This is a genomic window from Stenotrophomonas sp. TWI809 (assembly GCF_039673205.1).
In the GTDB taxonomy this organism is placed as follows: Bacteria; Pseudomonadota; Gammaproteobacteria; order Xanthomonadales; family Xanthomonadaceae; genus Stenotrophomonas.
Genome location: NZ_JBDJLE010000001.1, coordinates 232232 through 251928 on the forward strand (window position 1 = coordinate 232232; position 19697 = coordinate 251928).

22 protein-coding genes are annotated in these 19697 nt (G+C 68.3%); 12 read left to right on the forward strand and 10 right to left on the reverse strand.

Going from position 1 to position 19697, the window contains the following annotated elements:
- Positions 1-76: 76 nt before the first annotated feature.
- Positions 77-814 carry a 4-hydroxy-tetrahydrodipicolinate reductase gene (dapB, locus tag ABE472_RS01015; protein ID WP_313218216.1) on the reverse strand — a complete coding sequence of 246 codons (738 nt, stop codon included), beginning with the start codon at positions 812-814 and terminating at the stop codon, positions 77-79.
- Positions 815-1006: 192 nt separating this feature from the next.
- On the opposite strand from dapB, the gene ABE472_RS01020 reads away from it, so the two are divergent.
- Together ABE472_RS01020 and ABE472_RS01025 are read left to right on the forward strand one after the other, a co-directional pair.
- Positions 1007-1408 (forward strand): MerR family transcriptional regulator, encoded by a 402-nt coding sequence (locus ABE472_RS01020; protein WP_313212718.1) that lies wholly within the window; start codon positions 1007-1009, stop codon positions 1406-1408.
- Between the two features lie 54 nt (positions 1409-1462).
- Positions 1463-2044 carry an NAD(P)H-dependent oxidoreductase gene (locus ABE472_RS01025; RefSeq protein ID WP_313212719.1) on the forward strand — a complete coding sequence of 194 codons (582 nt, stop codon included), beginning with the start codon at positions 1463-1465 and terminating at the stop codon, positions 2042-2044.
- 45 nt (positions 2045-2089) lie between these two features.
- Here the strand turns inward: ABE472_RS01025 and ABE472_RS01030 are convergent, their stop codons facing one another.
- The 3 genes from ABE472_RS01030 to ABE472_RS01040 are packed head-to-tail and all read right to left on the reverse strand — an operon-like array spanning position 2090 to position 4457.
- Positions 2090-2344: a DUF6587 family protein gene (locus tag ABE472_RS01030; RefSeq protein ID WP_346465089.1), complete on the reverse strand. Its 255-nt coding sequence runs from the start codon at positions 2342-2344 to the stop codon at positions 2090-2092.
- On the reverse strand, positions 2344-4203 hold the full coding sequence (locus ABE472_RS01035) for a ferrous iron transporter B (protein WP_313212721.1): 1860 nt from the start codon (positions 4201-4203) through the stop codon (positions 2344-2346). The genes ABE472_RS01030 and ABE472_RS01035 overlap by 1 nt, the downstream gene beginning before the upstream one ends.
- Positions 4200-4457, reverse strand: coding sequence for a FeoA family protein (locus ABE472_RS01040; RefSeq protein WP_313212722.1), 258 nt, complete (start codon positions 4455-4457; stop codon positions 4200-4202). The genes ABE472_RS01035 and ABE472_RS01040 overlap by 4 nt, the downstream gene beginning before the upstream one ends.
- Before the next feature lie 114 nt (positions 4458-4571).
- Here ABE472_RS01040 and ABE472_RS01045 point away from each other — a divergent pair, with 114 nt between their 5' ends.
- From ABE472_RS01045 to ABE472_RS01075, 7 genes are all read left to right on the forward strand, one after another.
- Positions 4572-5360, forward strand: coding sequence for an enoyl-CoA hydratase-related protein (locus ABE472_RS01045; protein ID WP_313218210.1), 789 nt, complete (start codon positions 4572-4574; stop codon positions 5358-5360).
- 11 nt (positions 5361-5371) lie between these two features.
- Positions 5372-5758, forward strand: coding sequence for a VOC family protein (locus tag ABE472_RS01050; RefSeq protein ID WP_313212724.1), 387 nt, complete (start codon positions 5372-5374; stop codon positions 5756-5758).
- Between the two features lie 168 nt (positions 5759-5926).
- Positions 5927-6820, forward strand: a complete 894-nt coding sequence (locus ABE472_RS01055; RefSeq protein WP_313212825.1) for a hydroxymethylglutaryl-CoA lyase — start codon at positions 5927-5929, stop codon at positions 6818-6820.
- The gene (locus ABE472_RS01060) at positions 6817-9405 is read left to right on the forward strand and encodes an EAL domain-containing protein (RefSeq protein ID WP_313218208.1); all 2589 of its coding nucleotides are present in this window, start codon (positions 6817-6819) and stop codon (positions 9403-9405) included. The genes ABE472_RS01055 and ABE472_RS01060 overlap by 4 nt, the downstream gene beginning before the upstream one ends.
- A gap of 52 nt (positions 9406-9457) precedes the next feature.
- Positions 9458-10228, forward strand: coding sequence for an SDR family NAD(P)-dependent oxidoreductase (locus tag ABE472_RS01065; RefSeq protein ID WP_102788428.1), 771 nt, complete (start codon positions 9458-9460; stop codon positions 10226-10228).
- 68 nt (positions 10229-10296) lie between these two features.
- Positions 10297-10863, forward strand: a complete 567-nt coding sequence (gene yeiP, locus ABE472_RS01070; protein ID WP_121036675.1) for an elongation factor P-like protein YeiP — start codon at positions 10297-10299, stop codon at positions 10861-10863.
- On the forward strand, positions 10853-11314 hold the full coding sequence (locus ABE472_RS01075; protein WP_346465091.1) for a hypothetical protein: 462 nt from the start codon (positions 10853-10855) through the stop codon (positions 11312-11314). Before yeiP ends, ABE472_RS01075 begins: the two co-directional genes overlap by 11 nt.
- 60 nt (positions 11315-11374) lie before the next feature.
- On the opposite strand, the gene ABE472_RS01080 is transcribed toward ABE472_RS01075, so the two are convergent.
- From ABE472_RS01080 to ABE472_RS01090, 3 genes are all read right to left on the reverse strand, one after another.
- Entirely contained in the window at positions 11375-12118 is a 744-nt protein-coding gene (locus ABE472_RS01080; RefSeq protein ID WP_346465093.1) for an MliC family protein, read from the reverse strand.
- Between the two features lie 103 nt (positions 12119-12221).
- Entirely contained in the window at positions 12222-12617 is a 396-nt protein-coding gene (locus ABE472_RS01085) for a nuclear transport factor 2 family protein (RefSeq protein WP_346465094.1), read from the reverse strand.
- Positions 12614-12817 carry a hypothetical protein gene (locus ABE472_RS01090; RefSeq protein ID WP_346465096.1) on the reverse strand — a complete coding sequence of 68 codons (204 nt, stop codon included), beginning with the start codon at positions 12815-12817 and terminating at the stop codon, positions 12614-12616. The genes ABE472_RS01085 and ABE472_RS01090 overlap by 4 nt, the downstream gene beginning before the upstream one ends.
- 22 nt (positions 12818-12839) lie before the next feature.
- Between ABE472_RS01090 and ABE472_RS01095 the strand changes: the two genes are divergently transcribed.
- Positions 12840-13589 (forward strand): response regulator, encoded by a 750-nt coding sequence (locus ABE472_RS01095; RefSeq protein ID WP_313212835.1) that lies wholly within the window; start codon positions 12840-12842, stop codon positions 13587-13589.
- Positions 13589-14656 (forward strand): ATP-binding protein, encoded by a 1068-nt coding sequence (locus ABE472_RS01100; RefSeq protein ID WP_313212837.1) that lies wholly within the window; start codon positions 13589-13591, stop codon positions 14654-14656. The genes ABE472_RS01095 and ABE472_RS01100 overlap by 1 nt, the downstream gene beginning before the upstream one ends.
- On the opposite strand, the gene ABE472_RS01105 is transcribed toward ABE472_RS01100, so the two are convergent.
- The 3 genes from ABE472_RS01105 to ABE472_RS01115 all read right to left on the reverse strand — a co-directional run bounded on the left by ABE472_RS01105 (position 14634) and on the right by ABE472_RS01115 (position 18197).
- Positions 14634-16451, reverse strand: coding sequence for a DUF4105 domain-containing protein (locus tag ABE472_RS01105; protein WP_346465098.1), 1818 nt, complete (start codon positions 16449-16451; stop codon positions 14634-14636). The genes ABE472_RS01100 and ABE472_RS01105 overlap by 23 nt on opposite strands.
- Positions 16451-16747: a DUF2388 domain-containing protein gene (locus tag ABE472_RS01110; protein ID WP_272713931.1), complete on the reverse strand. Its 297-nt coding sequence runs from the start codon at positions 16745-16747 to the stop codon at positions 16451-16453. Before ABE472_RS01110 ends, ABE472_RS01105 begins: the two co-directional genes overlap by 1 nt.
- 61 nt (positions 16748-16808) lie before the next feature.
- Positions 16809-18197, reverse strand: a complete 1389-nt coding sequence (locus tag ABE472_RS01115; RefSeq protein WP_313218197.1) for an FAD-binding oxidoreductase — start codon at positions 18195-18197, stop codon at positions 16809-16811.
- Between the two features lie 205 nt (positions 18198-18402).
- On the opposite strand from ABE472_RS01115, the gene serA reads away from it, so the two are divergent.
- Positions 18403-19644 (forward strand): phosphoglycerate dehydrogenase, encoded by a 1242-nt coding sequence (gene serA / locus ABE472_RS01120; RefSeq protein ID WP_313212845.1) that lies wholly within the window; start codon positions 18403-18405, stop codon positions 19642-19644.
- The last annotated feature ends 53 nt before the right edge of the window (positions 19645-19697 follow it).

A 19697-nucleotide genomic window follows, 5' to 3' on the forward strand; every position in this document is an offset into this window, starting at 1 on the left:
CAATTGCCCTGTTCAGGCCGACGGAGGGCGCAGCGCCGGTTCAGGCGCGCGCCCATCCTGCCCGGAGGCCCCCAATTCAGACGGCGGGCGGCGTGGCCCCATCCAGCAGATCCCGGACCCGGTAGCTGCCCGGCGCGCGGCCCGGCAGCTGGCGGGCCGCAAACAGGGCCCCACGGGCAAAAATGTCCCGATTGGTGGCACGGTGGGTCAGCTCGATGCGCTCGCCCAGCCCGGTGAACTGGACCAGATGCTCACCCACGATGTCGCCGGCGCGCAGGCTGGCGTAGTGGGGGTGCGCCCCGCCCTTCTCCGCCGCCGCGCCCAGGGTCAGGGCCGTGCCGGAGGGCGCGTCCTTCTTCTGGGTGTGATGGGATTCGACGATGTCGCAGTCCCAGCCGGCCAGTGCAGCGGCAGCCCGCTCGACCAGCTCGTCCAGCACCGCCACGCCCAGGCTGAAGTTGGAGGCCCAGACCAGTGGAATCCGGCCGGCCGCCTGGATCAGTGCCTGGCGCTGCGCCTCACTGATGCCGGTGGTGCCGGACACGAAGCCCGCACCGCGCTCCACGCACAGCGCCAGCACCGGATCGAAGCCCTCGGGCAGGCTGAAATCGATGGCGACATCGAACTGGGGGGCACCAGCCAGCTCGCTGCTGGCGAAATGCGGCACGCCCTCGACCACGCGCTGGGCCGGCGAGCGGCGGTTCACCGCGGCCACCACCTGCAGGGCGGGATTGTCAGCGGCAAGGCGGAGCAGCGCCTGGCCCATGCGGCCGGATGCACCGTGGATGAGCAAACGTAGGGGAGTGGTAGTCATGCATGCAGGCTAGCGGGTGGCAGCGACGATGTACAAGAGGAAAACCACCCACGGCTTGCTACGCTGGCCGACCGGTCCGTCTCTGGCAGCCTCTCCATGCAGCGTTTGAAGCAGCGCCTTCCCGTCACCCGCAGCGCACCCGACCTCGGTCATCACCTGGCGGTGCATGGCGGGCTGATGCGGGATTGATCCATGCGCATCTCCGACATCGCCCGACGCAGCGGCGCGAGCCAGAAGGCCATCCGCCTGTATGAAGCACGGGGCCTGCTGGCGCCGATCCCGCGGGTCAATCGCTACCGCGACTACAGCGAACAGGATCTCCACCTGGTCCAGCTGATCCGCCAGGCGCTGACGCTGGGGTTCCGCCTTGCCGACGTGGCCTGCCTGCGTCGTGCCGATGGCGGCATCGATTGGCCACGCGTACAGACACTGCTGGTCACGCGCCAACTGGCGGTACGCGCAGACATGGAGCGCCTCCACCAGCTTGACCAGGCACTCACCGTTCTACGCGATGAGGTGGCCGAACTCGTCGTCCACGGGGATACCGGCGCACTGGAAAGCTGCATGGCCGCTGGCGACTGCCGGGCCGCTTGACTCTGCCCCATGGGGCAGACCGCAGGCTTGCGCTCCCCTCCTGCGAGTTCGCCCATGTCCCGCTCCATCGTCATCCTGCTTGGCCACCCCGACCGTGACAGCCTGTGCGGCACAATGGCCGAGCGCTACCGGGACGCCGCGCAGGCGGCCGGGCACTGCGTCCACCTGTTCGCCCTGGGCGAGGCCGATTTCGATCCTGTCCTGCGCCATGGCTACCGGCAGATCCAGCCGCTGGAGCCGGACCTGCAGGAGATCATGGCCGCCATTGCCCAGTGCAACCACCTGGTGCTGGTCTACCCGACCTGGTGGGGCGGCATGCCGGCACTGTTGAAGGGCTTCTTTGACCGTGCCTTCCTGCCTGGCGTCGCGTTCCGCTATCGCAAGGATTCGGTGTGGTGGGACCGGTTGCTCAGTGGGCGCAGCGCGCGGGTGATCACTACCCTGGACACCCCGCCCTGGTACTACCGCTGGGTGTACCGCATGCCCGGATATCAGCAGATCCGCCGCACGATCCTGGAATTCTGCGGGATCAAGCCGGTCAGGATCAGCGGATTTGGCCCGGTGCGCAGCACCACGCTGGCGCAGCGTGAGGCCTGGTTGCGGCAGGTGGAGCGACTGGGCAACCAGGGCCGCTGACTGTGTTCCTGCAGGGGAATCCACGCAAGGCGTGGATCCCGCCCCTCAGTGCTGCTTCGGCGGCGTCGGCCCACAACTGTCGCAGCCGCCACACGCACCACCGCCACCCGTGGCAGGTGGCGCGATCCTGCGCCCCAGCGCCTGCAACCAGGCGGCGCGCTGCGGTTTGACCAGCCCCAGCGCGATCGCCCCGCGTGCCTTGCGCACGGTACCCGGGAACTGCTTCTTCATCACCACCCACGCGCTGAAAAGCACGGCCAGCGCGATCACGATGTACTGCAGCAGCAGACCGGTCTCCATCAGCCGCCGCCCAATGCCACGGTCACCTGATAGGTGATCAGCGAGGCGATGTAGGCGGCCGCGAACAGGTAGAACGTGGCAAAGCCCATCTGCTTCCACGAGTTGGTCTCACGCTTGATCGTGGCCAGCGTGGAGATGCACATCGGGGCGTAGATGTACCAGACCAGCAGCGACAGCGCGGTGGCCAGCGACCAGCCGTCGCTGATCAGCGGGGTCAGCGCCTGGCTGGCGGCATCGTCATCGGCGGCGGACAGCGCGTACACCGTGGCCAGCGAGGCCACCGCCACTTCACGCGCGGCCAGGCCCGGGATCAATGCGATGCAGATCTGCCAGTTGAAGCCCAGCGGCGCGAAAAACACCGCCATGGCATGGCCGATCTGACCGGCGAAGCTGTAGTCGATCGCCGGCATGGTCGCGTTCTCCGGCGCCCCCGGGAACGACAGCAGTACCCACAGCAGGATGGTCAGCGCCAGGATGATGCCGCCCACACGCTTGAGGAAGATCATGCCGCGCTCGTACAGCCCGACCGCCAGATCGCGCGGGTGCGGGATGCGGTAGGACGGCAGTTCCAGCATCAACGGATGCTCGCTCTTGTCGCGGCGCCACTTCTTCATCGTCCAGGACATCAGCAGCGCGCTGAGGATGCCGGCCGCGTACAGGCCGAACAGGACCAGGCCCTGCTGGTTGAAGACGCCCCAGATCTGCTTCTGCGGGATGAAGGCGCCGATCAGCAGCGCATACACCGGCAGGCGCGCCGAACAGGTCATCAGCGGGGCCACCAGGATCGTGGCGAGCCGGTCGCGCGGGTCCTGGATGCTGCGGGTGGACATGATGCCCGGCACCGCGCAGGCGAAGCTGGACAGCAACGGTATGAACGAGCGCCCGGACAGACCGGCCGCGGCCATCATGCGATCCAGCAGGAAAGCCGCGCGCGGCAGGTAACCGGATTCTTCCAACGCCAGGATGAAGGCGAACAGGATCAGGATCTGCGGCAGGAACACGATCACGCCCCCCACGCCGGCAATGATGCCGTCGGTAAGCAGGCTGTTGAGCGGGCCTTCCGGCAGCGCGCCACCGATCCAGCCGCCCAGTGCCGCCGTACCGGCCTCGATCAGGTCCATGACCGGCGTCGCCCAGGCATACACCGCCTGGAAGATCAGGAACATCACCACGGCAAGGGTCAGCAGACCGAACACCGGATGCAGCAGCCAGCGATCCAGCGCGTCGTCGATCTTCGCCGTACGTGTCGGCATGCTCACCGAAGCGGCCAGGATGTCGCGCACCTGGGCGTGGTAATCGGCCTCGGCGGCAGGCACCACCACCGGGGCCTGCAGGTGCGGCACCATCGCATCCAGGCGCTCGACCAGCTGGGCCGCGCCGTTGCGGCGCACCGCCACGGTCTCCACCACGGGCACGCCCAGGGCCTGCTCCAGCGCCTGCACGTCGATCTTGATGCCGCGGCGCTGCGCCGCATCGACCATGTTCAGCGCCACGATCATCGGCTTGCCCAGCTCACGCAGCTCCAGCGCGAAGCGCAGGTGCAGGCGCAGGTTGGTCGCATCGATCACGCACAGCAGCACGTCCGGCGCGGCCTCGCCCGGGTAGAAGCCCCGGCACAGGTCACGGGTGATGGCTTCGTCCAGGCTGGCCGGCTGCAGGCTGTAGGCGCCCGGCAGATCGAGCACGGCGAACTCGCGGCCGGACGGCGCACGCAGGCGGCCTTCCTTGCGCTCAACGGTGACGCCGGTGTAGTTGGCCACTTTCTGGCGGCTGCCGGTGAGCTGGTTGAACAGCGCGGTCTTGCCGCTGTTCGGGTTGCCGACCAGGGCGATGCGCAGGGCGTTGCTGGCGGTGCTCATGCGCGGGCCTGCTGGGCCTGCAGCGCGGTCACCACGATGCGGGCGGCTTCACTGCGGCGCAGCGCGAAGCGCGTGAACCCTACCTGCACCAGCAGCGGCTCGGCACCGACGGGACCACGGGCGACCAGACGCACCTCTTCCCCTTTGACGAAGCCAAGCTCCTTCAGTCGGCGGGCGATCGCATCGTTTGCGTGTGTTTCCTGCACGGACTCCACCACGGCGGAGCTGTACAGCGCCAGATCGGACAACGTCACGGAGCGCCTTCTCGATGATAGGAATGGTTATCAATTCTACCATCGACGCGCCGCGCCATTGCCCGTGACCGATGGCCCGCTATGATCTGTACATGTACTGGAGCAAGCCGACCCATGAGTGATGCACTACGGATTGAACGCAGCGCCTCGGTGCTGACCCTGTGGCTGAACCGCCCGGCCCTGCACAACGCTTTCGACGCCTCGTTGATCGCCCAGCTGACGGCCGCCCTGGAGGCCGCCGGCCGCGACGACCACGTCCGGGCGGTGGTGCTGGCCGGCGAAGGCGCCTCGTTCTCGGCGGGCGCGGACATGCAGTGGATGCGTGGCATGGCCGCCGCCAGCGAGGAGGACAACCGCCAGGACTCCCTCGCCCTGGCCCGCCTGATGCGGACCCTGGATGAGCTGCCCAAGCCGACCATCGCCCGTGTCCAGGGCGCCGCCTTCGGTGGCGGGGTCGGCCTGGTGGCCTGCTGCGATATCGCCATCGCCAGCACCAGCGCCCGCTTCGGCCTGACCGAGAGCCGCCTGGGCCTGCTGCCCGCCGTGATCTCGCCCTATGTCATCGACGCGATCGGCCCACGCCAGTCGCGGCGCTGGTTCGCCACCGGCGAGCATTTCGACGCCGAGACCGCCCTGCGCATCGGCCTGGTCCACCAGCTGATCGAGCCTGAACGGATCGACGAGGCCGTCCAGCGCCAGCTCGGCCTGCTCGACAAAGCCGGTCCGGTGGCCGCTTCGTCTGCCAAGGCGCTGGTCCGACGGGTCGCACTGGGCCGCGACCGCGACGCCACCGACCGCGACAACGCCGCCCTGATCGCCCGCCTGCGGGTCTCGGCCGAAGGTCAGGAAGGCCTCGGCGCCTTCCTGGACAAGCGTGCCCCGCACTGGGTCACCCAGGACTGAGGAGACGTACCATGCTCGACCACGTTGGCATCCGCTGCGGCGATTTCGCGCGCAGCCTGTCGTTCTTCCAGCAGGCCCTGGCCCCGCTGGGCATCTCGGTGGTGATGCAGGTCTCGGCCGCGCAGACCGGCGACCATGACCATGCCGGCTTTGGCCGCAGCGGCAAGCCGGACTTCTGGATCGGCAACGCCCCGGGCGCCCATGGCGGCGTGCACGTCGCCTTCAGCGCGGGCAGCCGGGCCGATGTGGACGCTTTCCACCGCGCCGCACTGGCAGCCGGCGGCACGGACAACGGCGCCCCGGGCATCCGCGAGCATTACCACCCCCACTATTACGGGGCGTTCGTGCTCGACCCGGATGGCAACAACATCGAAGCGGTCTGCCACCTCCCGGGCTGACCGCCCATCGCCGGCGGGATGGCCGCTTTGTCGCCCATCCCGCGTATCCCCCTTTCGTGGCCCGCCGGGGAACGTGGGCCGCCTTTCGTCTGACAGGAATCTCCGTGATCTCTACCCCGCCCCGCCCCCTGCTGGTCGTCCGTCGCTCCGTTCGCGGAGGGCTGGCACATGGATGACTTCGTCCGCATCGTCGAGGTCGGCCCGCGTGACGGGCTGCAGAACGAAGCCCAGCCGGTGGCCACCGCCGACAAGATCGAACTGATCCGCCAGCTTTCGCTGACCGGCCTGCGCACCATCGAGGCGACCAGCTTCGTCAGCCCGCGCTGGGTGCCGCAACTGGCCGACGCCGCCGAGGTCTACACCGGCATCGAGCGCCGCCCGGGCATCGACTACCCGGTGCTGGTGCCCAACGAACAGGGTTACGACCGCGCACGCGCGGTGGGCGTGCAGGAGGTGGCGGTGTTCACTGCCGCCTCGGAAACCTTCAACCGCACCAACACCAATGCCGGCATCGACGAGTCGCTGGCGCGCTTCGCGCCCATCCTGGCGCGGGCCAAAGCCGACGGGGTCAAGGTGCGTGGCTATGTGTCCACCGTGCTCGGCTGCCCCTACCAGGGCGAGGTCGCGGTGAGCGAGGTGGTCCGTGTCGCGCGCGCGCTGCATGACATGGGCTGTTACGAAATCTCGCTCGGCGACACCATCGGCGTCGGCACGCCGCGCAAGGCACGCGCGATGCTCAACGCGGTCGCCAGCGAACTGCCGATGGCCGCGCTGGCCGTGCACTTCCATGACACCTATGGCCAGGCGCTGGCCAACATCGATGCCTGCCTGGAAGAAGGCGTGCGCGTGGTCGATTCGGCGGTGTCCGGTGCGGGTGGCTGCCCGTATGCCAAGGGCGCCAGCGGCAACGTCGCCAGCGAAGACGTGGTCTACATGCTGCATGGCATCGGCATGCGCACCGGCATCGATCTGCCGGCGCTGGCCGCCACCGGGCGCTGGCTGGCCGCACGGCTGGGGCGCGAGACCGGCAGCAAGACCGGCAGGGCGCTGGCGGCGACATGAAAAGTGGCGGCCCGCGCAAGGACGCTGCGGTGGGTGATCACCTCACCCCCCACGTCCACGCGCTGGCTGCCCTGGAACGCGCCCTGGCCCACTCGCCGGGCGACCTGCGCGGCCTGCTGGAGGAGGTCCAGCAGGCCCTGCAGGAAGCGATGGACGAGCGGCAGCTGGCCCTGCGTCGCTATGCCGCCTTGTTCGATGCCGTCCCCGACCCGGTCAGCATCCTCAGCGAACGCGGCGTGGTACTGGACCTCAACAAGGCGGGCGTGCGTGCCTATGGGCGCCCCCGCGAGGAGATCGTCGGCCAGCCGATCGAACTGTTGAACCCGGACCTGCCCGGCGACCACCTGGACCCGGTCTGGGAAGCCCTGCATCGGGGCGAGACCTACGTCATCGAAGTCACCAACATGCGCGGCGATGGCAGCCGCTTCCCGGTGGAGGTGCATTCGGCCGGCTTCGAGCACCAGGGCGAGCACTGCATCGTGGCGGTGGCGCGCGACCTGAGCAGCCGCTGGCAGGCCGAATCGCGTTACCGGCTGCTGATGGAATCCATCGACAAGGGCGTGATCCTGTTTGACCGCCAGTTGCGGGTGGTCTCGGCCAACCCGGCCGCGCACCGCATTCTGGGCACCGCCGGCAATGGCGGCAGCCTGCAGGCGATGCTGGCGCCGGAGGACTGGATCAGCGTGGACGAGCACGGCCACCCGCTCACCCGCGACCAATGGCCCGCCAGTGTCTCGCTGCAGACCGGGCGCATCGTGCGCAGCACCATCGTCGGCCTTTACCACCGCCCGCGCGGCCGGATGATCTGGATCTCCACCACCAACGTGCCGGTGTACGGCAACGGGCGCGATGCGCCGGACCACGTGTTCGGGCTGTTCAGCGACATCACCGAGCTCAAGCGCAACAACACCCTGTTCGACCGCGCGCAGTCGCTGGCGCACATCGGCGGCTGGGAGTGGGACCGCGGCCTGCAGCGCCTGTACCTCACCGACGAAGCGACCCGCATCCTTGGCCAGAACCTGCCGATGCACGACATGGCCGAGCTGCTGGAGTGCCTGCGCCTGGATGATCGCGCGCTGCTGCAGCAGGCGCTGCTGGAGGTGATCGACCGGCAGGTGTCCTTCGAACTGGAGCTGCAGGGCCAGCGCAGCGACGGCCACTCGTTCTGGGTGCGCATGATCGGCGAAGCCGAGGCCGGTGATGTCGATGCCGCCCGCATCGCTGGCACCGTGCAGGACATCACCGCGCGCAAGCAGGCCGAAGAGACGCTGCGCATCCAGGCGCGCACCGATCCGCTCACCGGCATCATGAACCGCGATGCGGTGCTCAATGACCTGGCCACACGCATGGCCAACCCCACCCATTGCCGGGTGGCCGTGCTGTACATCGATCTGGACCGCTTCAAGATCGTCAACGACCTGCTCGGCCACAACGCCGGCGATGAGCTGCTGATCGATGCCACCCGCCGCATCGCCACTGCGATCGGTACCGAGGGGCTGCTGGCCCGGTTCGGCGGCGATGAGTTCCTGGTGGTCTGCGATACCCGCGACCAGGCCGATCAGCCCGAGCGGCTGGCCGATGCGATCACCCGTGCGTTCAGCACCCCGTTCCGCTTCGGTGCCGACGAATTCCCGGTGACCACCAGCATCGGCATCGCGCGTGCGCCGCAGGATGGGCTGCGCCCGCAACAGCTGATCCAGAACGCGGACATCGCCATGTACGACTGCAAGCGGCGCACCCGCAATGGCTGGCAGGTGTTCTCGCCCGCGCTGGCCCAGCGCCAGCATGATCGGCTGCAGATCGAGAGCCGGCTGCACCGGGCGCTGGACGACGACGAGTTCCACCTGGTCTATCAGCCGCAGGTCAACCTGCACAGCGGCCAGCTGATCGCCGCCGAGGCGCTGATTCGTTGGCGCAACACGCAGCTGGGCGAACTGCGCCCGGACATCTTCATCGGCCATGCCGAGAGTACCGGCGACATCGTCCGGATCGGCCTGTGGGTGCTGCGCGAGGCCTGCCGACAGGTGCGCCAGTGGCAGGACGACGGGCTGGGCATCGTGCGGGTGGCGGTCAATGTGTCCTACCGGCAGTTCGTTGGCGAGGATCTCGCCCGGAACGTGCGCGCCGTACTGGACGAATTCCACCTGCCCGGCAGCGCACTGGAGCTGGAGTTCACCGAGCGGGTCTTGATCGAAGATGCCCCGGATACCCTGCGTACCTTCGCGCAGCTGCGCGAGATGGGTGTGCTGTTGACCATCGACGACTTCGGCGAAGGCTACAGCGCGCTGAACTATCTGCGCCGGCTGCCGATCCATGGCCTCAAGCTGAGCCAGCTGTTCGTGGAGGGCGTGCCGACCAACCGTTCGGACGTGGCGGTCTGCGAGGCCGTCTGCGGCATCGCGCGCAGCCTGGGCCTCGGGCTGGTCGCCGAGGGCATCGAATCGGAGGCCCAGCGCCAGTTCCTGACCACGCTGGGGGTCTCGGTCGGCCAGGGCTTCCTGTTCGCGCCGGGGCTGGCGGCGGACGAGTTCGCCCGGCGGCTGGCGCTGCGTGCCAAGGTCGCCGTGGGCAGTGCACAACGGTGATGGCGGCCGCTTCCGCTAGAATCGGCGGTTCTTGAACCAGCGGGATCGTGCAATGCAGCTGTCTTCTGTCCGCGCCGTCATCACCGGCGGTGTTTCCGGCCTTGGCCTGTCCGTGGCCCAGCACCTGGTCGCCCACGGCGCCAAGGTGGCCCTGTTCGATCTCAATGACGACAAGGGCGCGGCCGCCGTGGCCGCGCTTGGCGAGTCCAACGCGCGCTACTACAGCACCAATGTCAGCGACGAAGCCGCCGTGGCCGCGCAGATCGATGCCGCCTGCGACTTCCTGGGCGGGCTGAACACCGCGATCAACTGCGCCGGCATCCTGGGCGCGGGCCGCGTGCTTGGCAAGGAAGCGCCGATGCCGCTGGCCAACTTCCAGGGCACGGTGATGGTCAACCTGGTCGGCAGCTTCAACGTCGCCAAGGCCGCCGCCAACCGCATGCAGCACAACACCCCGGGCGAGGATGGCGAGCGCGGCGTGATCATCAACACCGCCAGCGTGGCGGCCTATGAAGGCCAGATCGGCCAGGCCGCCTATGCCGCCTCCAAGGGCGGCGTGGTCAGCATGACCCTGCCCATGGCCCGCGAACTGTCGCGGTTCGGCATCCGCGTGATGACCATCGCCCCGGGCATCTTCTGGACCCCGATGGTCGATGGCATGCCGCCGGCCGTGCAGGAATCGCTGGCCGCCTCCATCCCGTTCCCACCGCGCCTGGGCAAGCCGGAAGATTTCGCCGGCCTGGTCGCCTATATCCTGGGCAACACCTATCTCAACGGCGAGACCATCCGCCTTGACGGCGCCGTGCGTCTGGCGCCGAAGTAAGCGAGCACGCAACCCGCTGGGTGCCCGGTTCCGGCACCCGCCACCTCCACGAACCGACCTTCATTCCCATGAAAGCCAGCGACATCAAGAAAGGCAACGTCGTCGAATTCAACAACGGCGTCTACCAGATCCGCGACATCGAACGCAGCTCCCCGCAGGGCCGCGGCGGCAATGTCCGTTTCCGTTTCATCATGTACAGCGTGCCGGGCGGCAACAAGCTCGATTCCAGCTTCGATGCCGACGACAACCTGCCGGAAGTCGAGCTGCTGCGCCGCCAGGCGACCTACTCGTACATGGATGGCGACGCCTTCGTCTTCCTGGATGACGAGGACTACACCCCGTACATGGTCGATGCGGATGTGCTCGGCGATGACGCCGGCTACATCACCGATGGCCTGACCGGCATCTACGTGCAGGTGATCGACGAAACCCCGGTGGGCGTGCAGTTGCCGACCAGCGTGGTGCTGGAAGTGGTCGAGACGCCGCCGGAGCTCAAGGGCGGCACCGCCACCAAGCGCCCGAAACCGGCCAAGCTCAGCACCGGCATCGAAATCATGGTGCCGGAGTACATCGCCAACGGCGAACGTGTGCTGGTCAACACCACCACCGGTGAATTCGCCGGCCGTGCCGACTAAACGGTCCGCACTGATCGTCCTGTTCCTGCTGCTCGCGGCGTGCTCGCCGCGGGCAGTGGAGCGTGAGACATTGGATACCCCGCGCGCACCTGCCCCGTTGGCTGATACCGCCAGCGGGGCGCGCTGCGACGTGCCAGCGGAGGTGTTCGTGGCCGAGGACATCCGAATGTACTGCGCGATGCCCGGCGATGTGCAGGCCTTCCTGGCGCGCGAAAGCGCCTGCCAGCACTTCGCTGGCGAAGAAGCGTACGACGAAGACCGTGCGCGCGAATTGGCGTACGCGATCCACGAGAGCTGCGACGACCGTGCCAGGCTCTTCAATCAGCTCCTGCACCGTCATGCCGACAACTGCCTGGTGCACACCGAGCTGATGCTGCTGGGCACCCGCAATGAGCTGATCCTGGATGCCGACAGCCGGGCGCTGCCCAACCCCTGCCCGCGCGGCATGTGATGATTCACCGGACGCGCATGCGCGCATCCGGTGCCTTCAACGGGATCAGAGCTTGCTGGATCAGGGCTTGGCCGCCAACGATGGCGCGCCGGCAAAATCACCACAGCCGTGGTACTGACGCGCGCCGACCGTGAGCATGGCCGTGGCACCGAAGGCCTGGCCGCTCATGTCGTCCTGGCACACCGTGCGCTGGAAGGTCAGCTTGACCGGGGTGCCATCGGCGGCGGTACCGGACCAACCGTCACGGCCCTGCGTGGGGCTGGCAATCTCGAGCGTGCGCTCGCCGTAATCCATCTCGATGTGCAGCGCCGGCGTGGCACCCGCCCCGACCTGGGCCAGCCAGCCGGGCTCATTGCCGGTCGCGCGGAATCCGCCTGCGGCATCGGCCTGCGCAGCCGCATTGGCGGTCGCATTGGCCGGCGGTGCTTCGCCGCCCTGTTCGCCGGTGCCGGTGCAGGTACGGTCCGGCTCGCCCTTCAGGATCAGGATCCCGTCGGTGGTGCCCTTGGTCCAGAATTCGTTGCCCTGCCCATCGCCATACTTCGCGCCCGACGCCGCCGGCTGCGAGGACATCGCGAAGGTGCGGTCATCGACCACCACCGTCGCCGAATCCTGTCCGCGGTAAGTGGCATGCACTTCATGCTCGCCACAGCGGAACGCATAGCTGCGCTCATCGGTGGTGGAGGCATCGCTCGGGGGCGGCGCTTCGCTGCCATTGGCGGCGGGGCTGCTCTGGCTGGCCGGTTGGCAGGCGGCGAGTGCGCCGGTAATGGCCAGGCTCAACAACCAGGGAGATGCGCGCATGAGGTACTCCTTGCGATAACGTCGACAACACTTGATCGTACCTGCCGCGCCGTGAGAACAGGTGAAGCGATGCTGACCTCGCAGGCATCGCTGAACACGCGGTTCAGTGCGTACGCGGCGCCGCCGGCAGCATGCACAGCGAGAGCAGATGGACGCCCGGCGCGCCCGTGCAGCGCGCCCAGACCCGCAGCAGGCGCATCGCATGCAGCTGCCTGCCGTGCTCGCCATCGAGGTGGATGCGCAGCTCGCCGGTGACCAGCACCATCGCGCCGCAGGCCAGCTGCTCGGTCTGCTGCCGCTCGATCGCGGCGATGCGGATGCGCCGCGCGTTCCAGCCCGCCAGCCACGGGGAGGCATCCCGACGCCGGCCGTCGAGGTCGGTCAGGAACAGTGCCGGTGACAGCAGTGCGCTCAGCTGCTGCGGCTGCCACTGGATCAGCGCATCCCACAGCCGTGCCTCGGCCGCCTCCACGTGTGCCGGTTGCAACACCGCGCTCATGTGCGCACCTGCCATCGTCGCTGCGGCACTTCGCTGTGCGCGCGCAGCGCCTGGATCACCGCCACCGGGGCGGCATGCCTGTTCTTGCTCTTCATCTGCAGCACAGCTGCCGGGATACCGGCCGAAATCACGATGGCGGCAGTCTGCGCGGCCTCGGTGGGGTTTCGATGGAGGAAGTGTGGAGATACGATGGAGCTCAAGCACCTTACGGCCCTGCCCTGCATGCCCGCCTCCGATTCACCCGGCGCCCCCACCGCGCGCTGGGATCATTCGCTCAACGCCCTGGTCCTGATCGTCGAGGACGAACCCGAGATCGCCGATATCGTCGCGGCCTACCTGGCCCGCGAGGGCCTGCGCACGCTGCGCGCGCAGGATGGCCTGAACGCCCTGGCCCTGCACCGCAGCGCACGGCCGGACCTGGTCCTGCTTGACGTGCAGATGCCGGGCATGGACGGCTGGACCGTGCTCAACACCCTGCGCCAGCGCGGCGATACGCCGGTGATCATGCTGACCGCGCTGGACCAGGACCTGGACAAGCTCACCGCCCTGCGGATGGGCGCGGACGACTACGTGGTCAAACCGTTCAACCCGGCGGAAGTGGCCGCACGGGTGCGTGCGGTACTGCGGCGGACCTTGAATGCGCCGCGCCAGAGCGCACCGGAGATCCTGCGCGTGGGCAGCCTGGTGATCGATCCGGAACACCACACGGTGCATGTCGAAGGCGATGGCTACAGTCACGAGCTCCTGCTCACCCTGACCGAATACAAGCTGCTGCACTGCATGGCGCTGGCACCGATGCGCATCTTCAGCCGCAGCGAACTGATGCACGAGTGCCTGCCGGAAAGCGAAGCACTGGAGCGCACCGTGGACAGCCACGTCAGCAAGCTGCGCCGCAAACTCGATGATGTGGGCCTGGCCAATGTCCCGGCCAGCGTCCGCGGCGTCGGCTACCGGCTGGCGGCGGACCACTGATGCGCCGCTCGGGCCTGAGCCGGCACATCGTGCTGTCGATGTCGATGATGGTGCTGGCGGTCATCGTGATGGTGATCCTCAGCTCCTACCTGCTGTACGCGGTGCTGGTGGCCTTCTATCCCGGCGGCGTGGACGAGCCGGTCAGCTGGGTGCCCAGTGGCCCGGAACTGGTCTGGATGGTCGGCGTGACCCTGATCGGGTTGACGCTGGCGGTCGCCGCGTCCGTGCGTCTGTCCCAGCGTATCCTGACCCCGCTCAACGCGGTGGTGGACAGCATTGGCCGGCTGGCCGATGGCGATCTCGGCGCACGTGCGGCAGTGAGTGACCGCTCGCTCGGCGAAGTCGCGCTGCTGGTGGACGACTTCAACGCGATGGCGCGGCGGCTGCAGAACATCGAGGCCGACCGGGTGATGTGGCACGCGGCGATCGCGCATGAACTGCGCACGCCGGTCACCATCCTGCGCGGTCGGCTGCAGGGCCTGGCCGAAGGCGTGTTTGCGCCGGACGAAGGCCAGTTCCGCAGCCTGCTGGCGCAGGTCGAGGGGCTGTCGCGGCTGATCGAGGACCTGCGCGTGCTAAGCCTGGCCGACAGCGCGCGCCTGGATGTCCGCCGTGCCCGCAATGACGTAGTGCAGGAAGTGCACTCGGTGATGAGCCTGGTGGATCCGGGTTTCCGCAGCAGCGGCTTCGTGCTGGAACTGGAGACCTCCCGCGAGGAGCATCCCGCGCATTGCGACCCGACCCGGGTACGCCAGGCACTGATGGCGCTGTTGGAAAATGCGCGCCGCTATGCAACGCCCGGCCGGGTCCGCATTGCCGTGCACGACACCGCCACCCATGTGCAGATCGCCATCGACGATGAAGGCCCCGGCATCGATGCGGCGCTGCGCGAGCAGATCTTCGATCCCTTCCTGCGCGGCGACGGCTCGCGCTCGCGTCAGCGGGGTGGCAGCGGGCTGGGGCTGGCGGTGGTCAAGGCAATCGCCGATGCGCATGGCGGCCACGTCGCCTGCGGCGCCAGCACCTTGGGCGGGGCGCGCTTCGTCATCGAGCTGCCGCGGCAGTAACACCGTCCTGCCGGGCCAGTTCTCGCATCCGCACACCCAGCCGGGCCAGATTGCGGTCGATCGTGGCCAGTTCGCGTTGCTGTGCCTGTGGCAGGCGGTGTTTGAGCTGCAGCTGCAACGCCTGCCAGGCGGGCACCCCCTGTGCGCTGAGCCGCGCCGCCGCCTCGCTGGCCTGCACCCGCTCGTCCGCCGAAGGCAGCCCGTAGCCGGCCCCCGTCACCAGTGCCGCCGGGCTGATCAGCTGGCCGGTGTCCTCCAGCAACGCGCGCAGCGCGTCGCGCGCCGCCGCATCGTCCCTGGCCGGATCGCCCAGCAGCCGTTTCAACACGTCGCGTGCGCGCAGCTCTTCGCGACGCAGGGCGGCCTGTTCCAGCAACAGCAGGGCGGCGGTGGCGCGCAGATCACCCTGCTCTACCCAGCGTGCACGCTCGCTGGCCGGCTGCCGCAACCACTCGCCGACCGATGTCGTGCCCAGCGGCAGCTGCTGGCGCGCCGCATCGAACAACTGCTGGTAGTGATCCTCGGCGGAGGCAAAGTAGTAGCCCTGTCGCGTCGCCTGCCCGCGATCGGCCAGCACGCTGGCGTCCGCCACGCCCTGGCGCGCCAGGCGGGTCAGCAGCCCGCGCGGCGTGAGCCGGTTCAACCCCGGCGACGCCAGCCGTGGCACGCCTTCCTGCAGCAGCTTGCCGGTCTCCACCGCGCAGTTGTTGCTGACGAACAGATACCGCCCGTCATAGCTCCAGTGCACCTGCGCGACACGCTCCAGCAGGCTGGCGATGTCCGGCGGATCCAGTGCCAACGGCACTGAAGAGAGCCCCCGCAGTTCCACCTGGGTGTATTCGTTGATGACCTGGTTGAGTGGCAGCACGAACAGGCGCGAAGGATAGGCGCCGGTCAACCCCCGCCAACTGGAGATCTGTACATCGCCGACGAAGGCACGGTAGGACAGCACGCGGTGATGGGACAGATCCATCCGGCAGGCCGGCCCACGCGGCCGGCCCGGCGCGCAGATCACCAGGCGCAGCATGCTGTGGCCCCAGCGGCTCATCAGCTGGTCATTGCCTTCGGCAAGCAGGTAGTCCACCGCGTAGATCCGGGCCGGATCCAGCTCGAGCAGCGTCGCCGCGCCCGCCTCCTCTTCGGCCTGCATCAACGGCAGGCGGCTGTCGCATCCCACGGCCTGGTCGCTCGGCCCGAGGTTCGCGGCAAACCACGCGGCGACGGCCGGGCGGCGGCAGGCGTAATCCGGATCGAGCAGCAGGTGCTCGGCATTGACCGCCAGGAACTCGGCCGGTCGCGTGCGTTCGTAGTCGTCCGGACTGCGCTCGCGGAAGGCGTTCGCCGTGCGACCCAGTTTCCACGGGCGTCGCTGCCAGCCGGCCAGATCGCGAAGACGTGCATCGCGCGACCAGCCACCCTGCGGCGAACGGTCCAGGACATGGGTCAATTCATGGATCAGCGCGGCTTCCAGCGGGCGTGGCAGCGGTTGATCGTCCTGCACGGCGTCCAGCAACGCGCGCTGCAGGGTGATCGTGCCGTTGCGGGCCCGGCCATGCACGTGCGCGGGCAGCGAGTCCGACCAGCGCACCTGCACCGGGTGCTGGAAACGTGCCTGCCACGGCGGCGGCAGGCGCGTGTGCACCTGCTTCAGGACACGCTCGGCGGCCACGATCTGCGCTGCGTTCAATCCCTGCGGCTGCAGCTCCAGCTGCAGGGCCGCCTGTGCGAAGGGCGCGGCAAGCCACGCGATCAGGACCGCCCAGCGCCAGCGGCGGACCTGACCAGAGGGCTGCATCAGCGGGCCAGCAGGGTCCTGGCCAGCGCCATGTCACTGGCCTGCTGCTGCGCGACACCCTGCTCGCGCAGGTGCAGCAGCGCCGCTTCCAGACGGGCGCCACGGATCGCACCGTCGCTGGCCACGAAGGCGGCAGCATCATCGCGCGCATCAAGCACGATCTTGTCATCGCCCGAGCTGGACGAACCGGCCGAGGACGCACCGGACGCGGAGCCGGCAGAGCTGCCGGCAAAACTGGAGGCCATCGCCGACAACGGCAGGGCGAGCACGGCAACAAGCAGGATCGGACGCATCATCGGAGTGTCGTTCGCGGTGGAAAACACAGAGCGTATAGGCTGCGTGAAATCCTGTCTTGTCTCAGAGGTCAAAGACCTTGCCGGGATTCAGCAGCGCTTGGGGATCAAACGCACGTTTGACCGCCTTCATCAGGGCGATTTCCGGCGCGCTGCGCGTGCTGTCCAGATAGCCCTTCTTGACCAGGCCGATTCCGTGTTCAGCCGAGATGCTGCCGTCAAAGCGGGCCAGCACACCGGCCAGCAGCTTGGTGACGTGCTCGCACTGGGTCAGGAACTCGGCGTCGGCGGTCTCGTCCGGCTTGAGCACGTTGATATGCAGGTTGCCGTCGCCGATATGGCCGAACCAGACCACTTCGAACTGCGGGTACGCCTGCCCGATCAGCGCCTGGGTTTCGGCGAGGAAGGCTGGCATCGCCGAAATCCGCACCGAGACATCGTTCTTGTAGGGCTTGTAGCGCGCCACCGCTTCGGTGATGCCCTCGCGCAGGCGCCACAGCTGCGCGGCCTGGGCATCGCTCTGGCTGACCACGCCATCGCTGACCCAGCCGTGCTCCATGCAGTCTTCGAAGGCAGCCATCGCGGCGGCTTCCTGCGCCTCGTCGCCGGCCGCGAATTCGGTCACCACGTAATACGGATGGACCTCGTCGAACGGTGCCTGCGCGCCATGCGCCAGCACGTGCTCGAGCGCCCGGTCGGTGAAGAATTCGAAGGCCTGCAGCTGCAGCCGCTCGCGGAAGGCGGCGAATACCTGCATCAACACCTCGAACGAGGGCAGCGCCAGCAGCATCACATTGCTGGCCGGCGGCGGATCGGTGAGCTTCAAGGTGGCTTCGACGATCACGCCGAGCGTGCCTTCCGAGCCGATCAGCAGCTGGCGGAAGTCATAGCCGCTGGAATTCTTGATCAGGCCCTTGTTGAGCTCGACCAGCTCACCGGCCATCGTCACCACCTTCAGGCCGGCGATCCACTCGCGGGTATTGCCGTAGCGGATCACGCGGATGCCACCGGCATTGGTGGCGATGTTGCCGCCGATCGAGCACGAACCACGCGCGGCGAAATCCACCGGGTAGATCAGGCCATGCTCGAGCGCCGCGTTGTGCACCGCCTCCAGCGCCATGCCCGCCTGGACGGTCAGCGTGCGGTCGACCGCATCGAAGGCCAGCGGCTTGTTCATCCGCTCCAGGCTGAGCACCAGTTCGCCGTGCGCCGCCACCGCGCCACCGGAGAGGCCGGTGCGGCCACCGGAGGGCACCACGGCCACGCCCTGGGCGCTCGCCCAGCGCAGGATCGCCTGCACCTCCTCCACCGTGCCCGGCAAGGCGATCGCCAACGGTGCCGGGGTCCAGCGCCGGGTCCAATCGCGGCCGTAGTGCTCCAGATCGGCTGGATCGGTCTTCAGGCGCAGCCCGGGGCAAGCGAGCAATAGCGAATCGAGGCGCGGATCGGTCATGGGGCGTCTGGTGGTGCCGGGGGAGCCCGCAAGCCTGCCAGCCCCTCCGGGCCGCGTCCAGTAGCGGGCGCTGTTCTCGCGGCACGTCGGCCTCGCCCAAATAGGTGCATCTGAAACCGTTTGAACATCGATTGGCGCACCGCACCATCGCGGCCGGCTTCTGGCATAGTTGAGGGCTCCCGCCGCCACACGTCGCACGCCGCCCATGTCGCCGAAAAAGACCTCGTTCCCGAAGCAGGATATCCGCGTACTGTTGCTCGAGGGGGTCAGCCAGACCGCGATCGACGTGTTCACCGCGGCCGGCTATTCGCAGATCGAACTGCACAGCAAGGCGCTGCCGGAAGATGAACTGAAGGCGCGCATCGCCGAGGCGCATATCGTGGGCATCCGCTCGCGCACCCAGCTCAGCGCGGACGTGCTGGCCAACGCCAAGCGCCTGATGGCGGTCGGCTGCTTCTGCATCGGCACCAACCAGGTGGACCTGGAAGCAGCGGAACTGGCCGGCATCCCGGTGTTCAACGCGCCCTACTCCAATACCCGCAGCGTGGCCGAGCTGGTGATCGCCGAGGCGATCATGCTGACCCGCGGCATCCCGCAGAAGAACGCCGAATGCCATCGCGGCGGCTGGTCCAAGTCGGCCGCCGGCAGCCATGAGGTGCGCGGCAAGACGTTGGGCATCATCGGGTATGGCCACATCGGCACCCAGGTCGGCGTGATGGCCGAGGCGATGGGCATGCAGGTGATCTTCCACGACGTGGAAACCAAGCTGTCGCTGGGCAATGCCCGTGCGGCGATCAGCCTGGACGACCTGCTTGCACGTGCGGACATCGTCACCGTGCATGTGCCCGAGACGCCCGCCACCCAATGGATGATCGGCGCCGATGAACTGGCCCGGATGCGCCCCGGCGCGCACCTGATCAACGCCGCGCGCGGCACCGTGGTCGACATCGACGCGCTGGATGCAGCGCTGCGCTCGGGCCACCTGGGCGGTGCGGCGCTGGACGTGTTCCCGGTCGAGCCCAAGGGCAACGGCGATGCGTTCGTCTCCCCGCTCACCGCCCACGACAACGTGATCCTGACCCCCCACGTGGGCGGCAGCACGCTGGAAGCGCAGGACAACATCGGCGTGGAAGTGGCGGCCAAACTGGTGCGCTACAGCGACAACGGCAGCACCCTGTCGGCGGTCAACTTCCCGGAAGTGACCCTGCCCGAGCACGCCGAGAGCCTGCGCCTGCTGCACATCCACCAGAACGTGCCGGGCGTGCTCTCCAAGGTCAACGAGATCTTCTCGCGCCACAACGTCAACATCGACGGCCAGTTCCTGCGTACCGACCCCAAGGTCGGCTACGTGGTGATCGACATCACCGCCAGCGAAGCCCAGGCCGGCGCGGTGCGCGACGAACTGGCGGCCATCCCCGGCACGTTGCGCACCCGCGTGCTGTACTGATCCAGCTTCGCTGACAACGTGCGTCATCAGTTGATGGTGCGGCTCCACGGCGC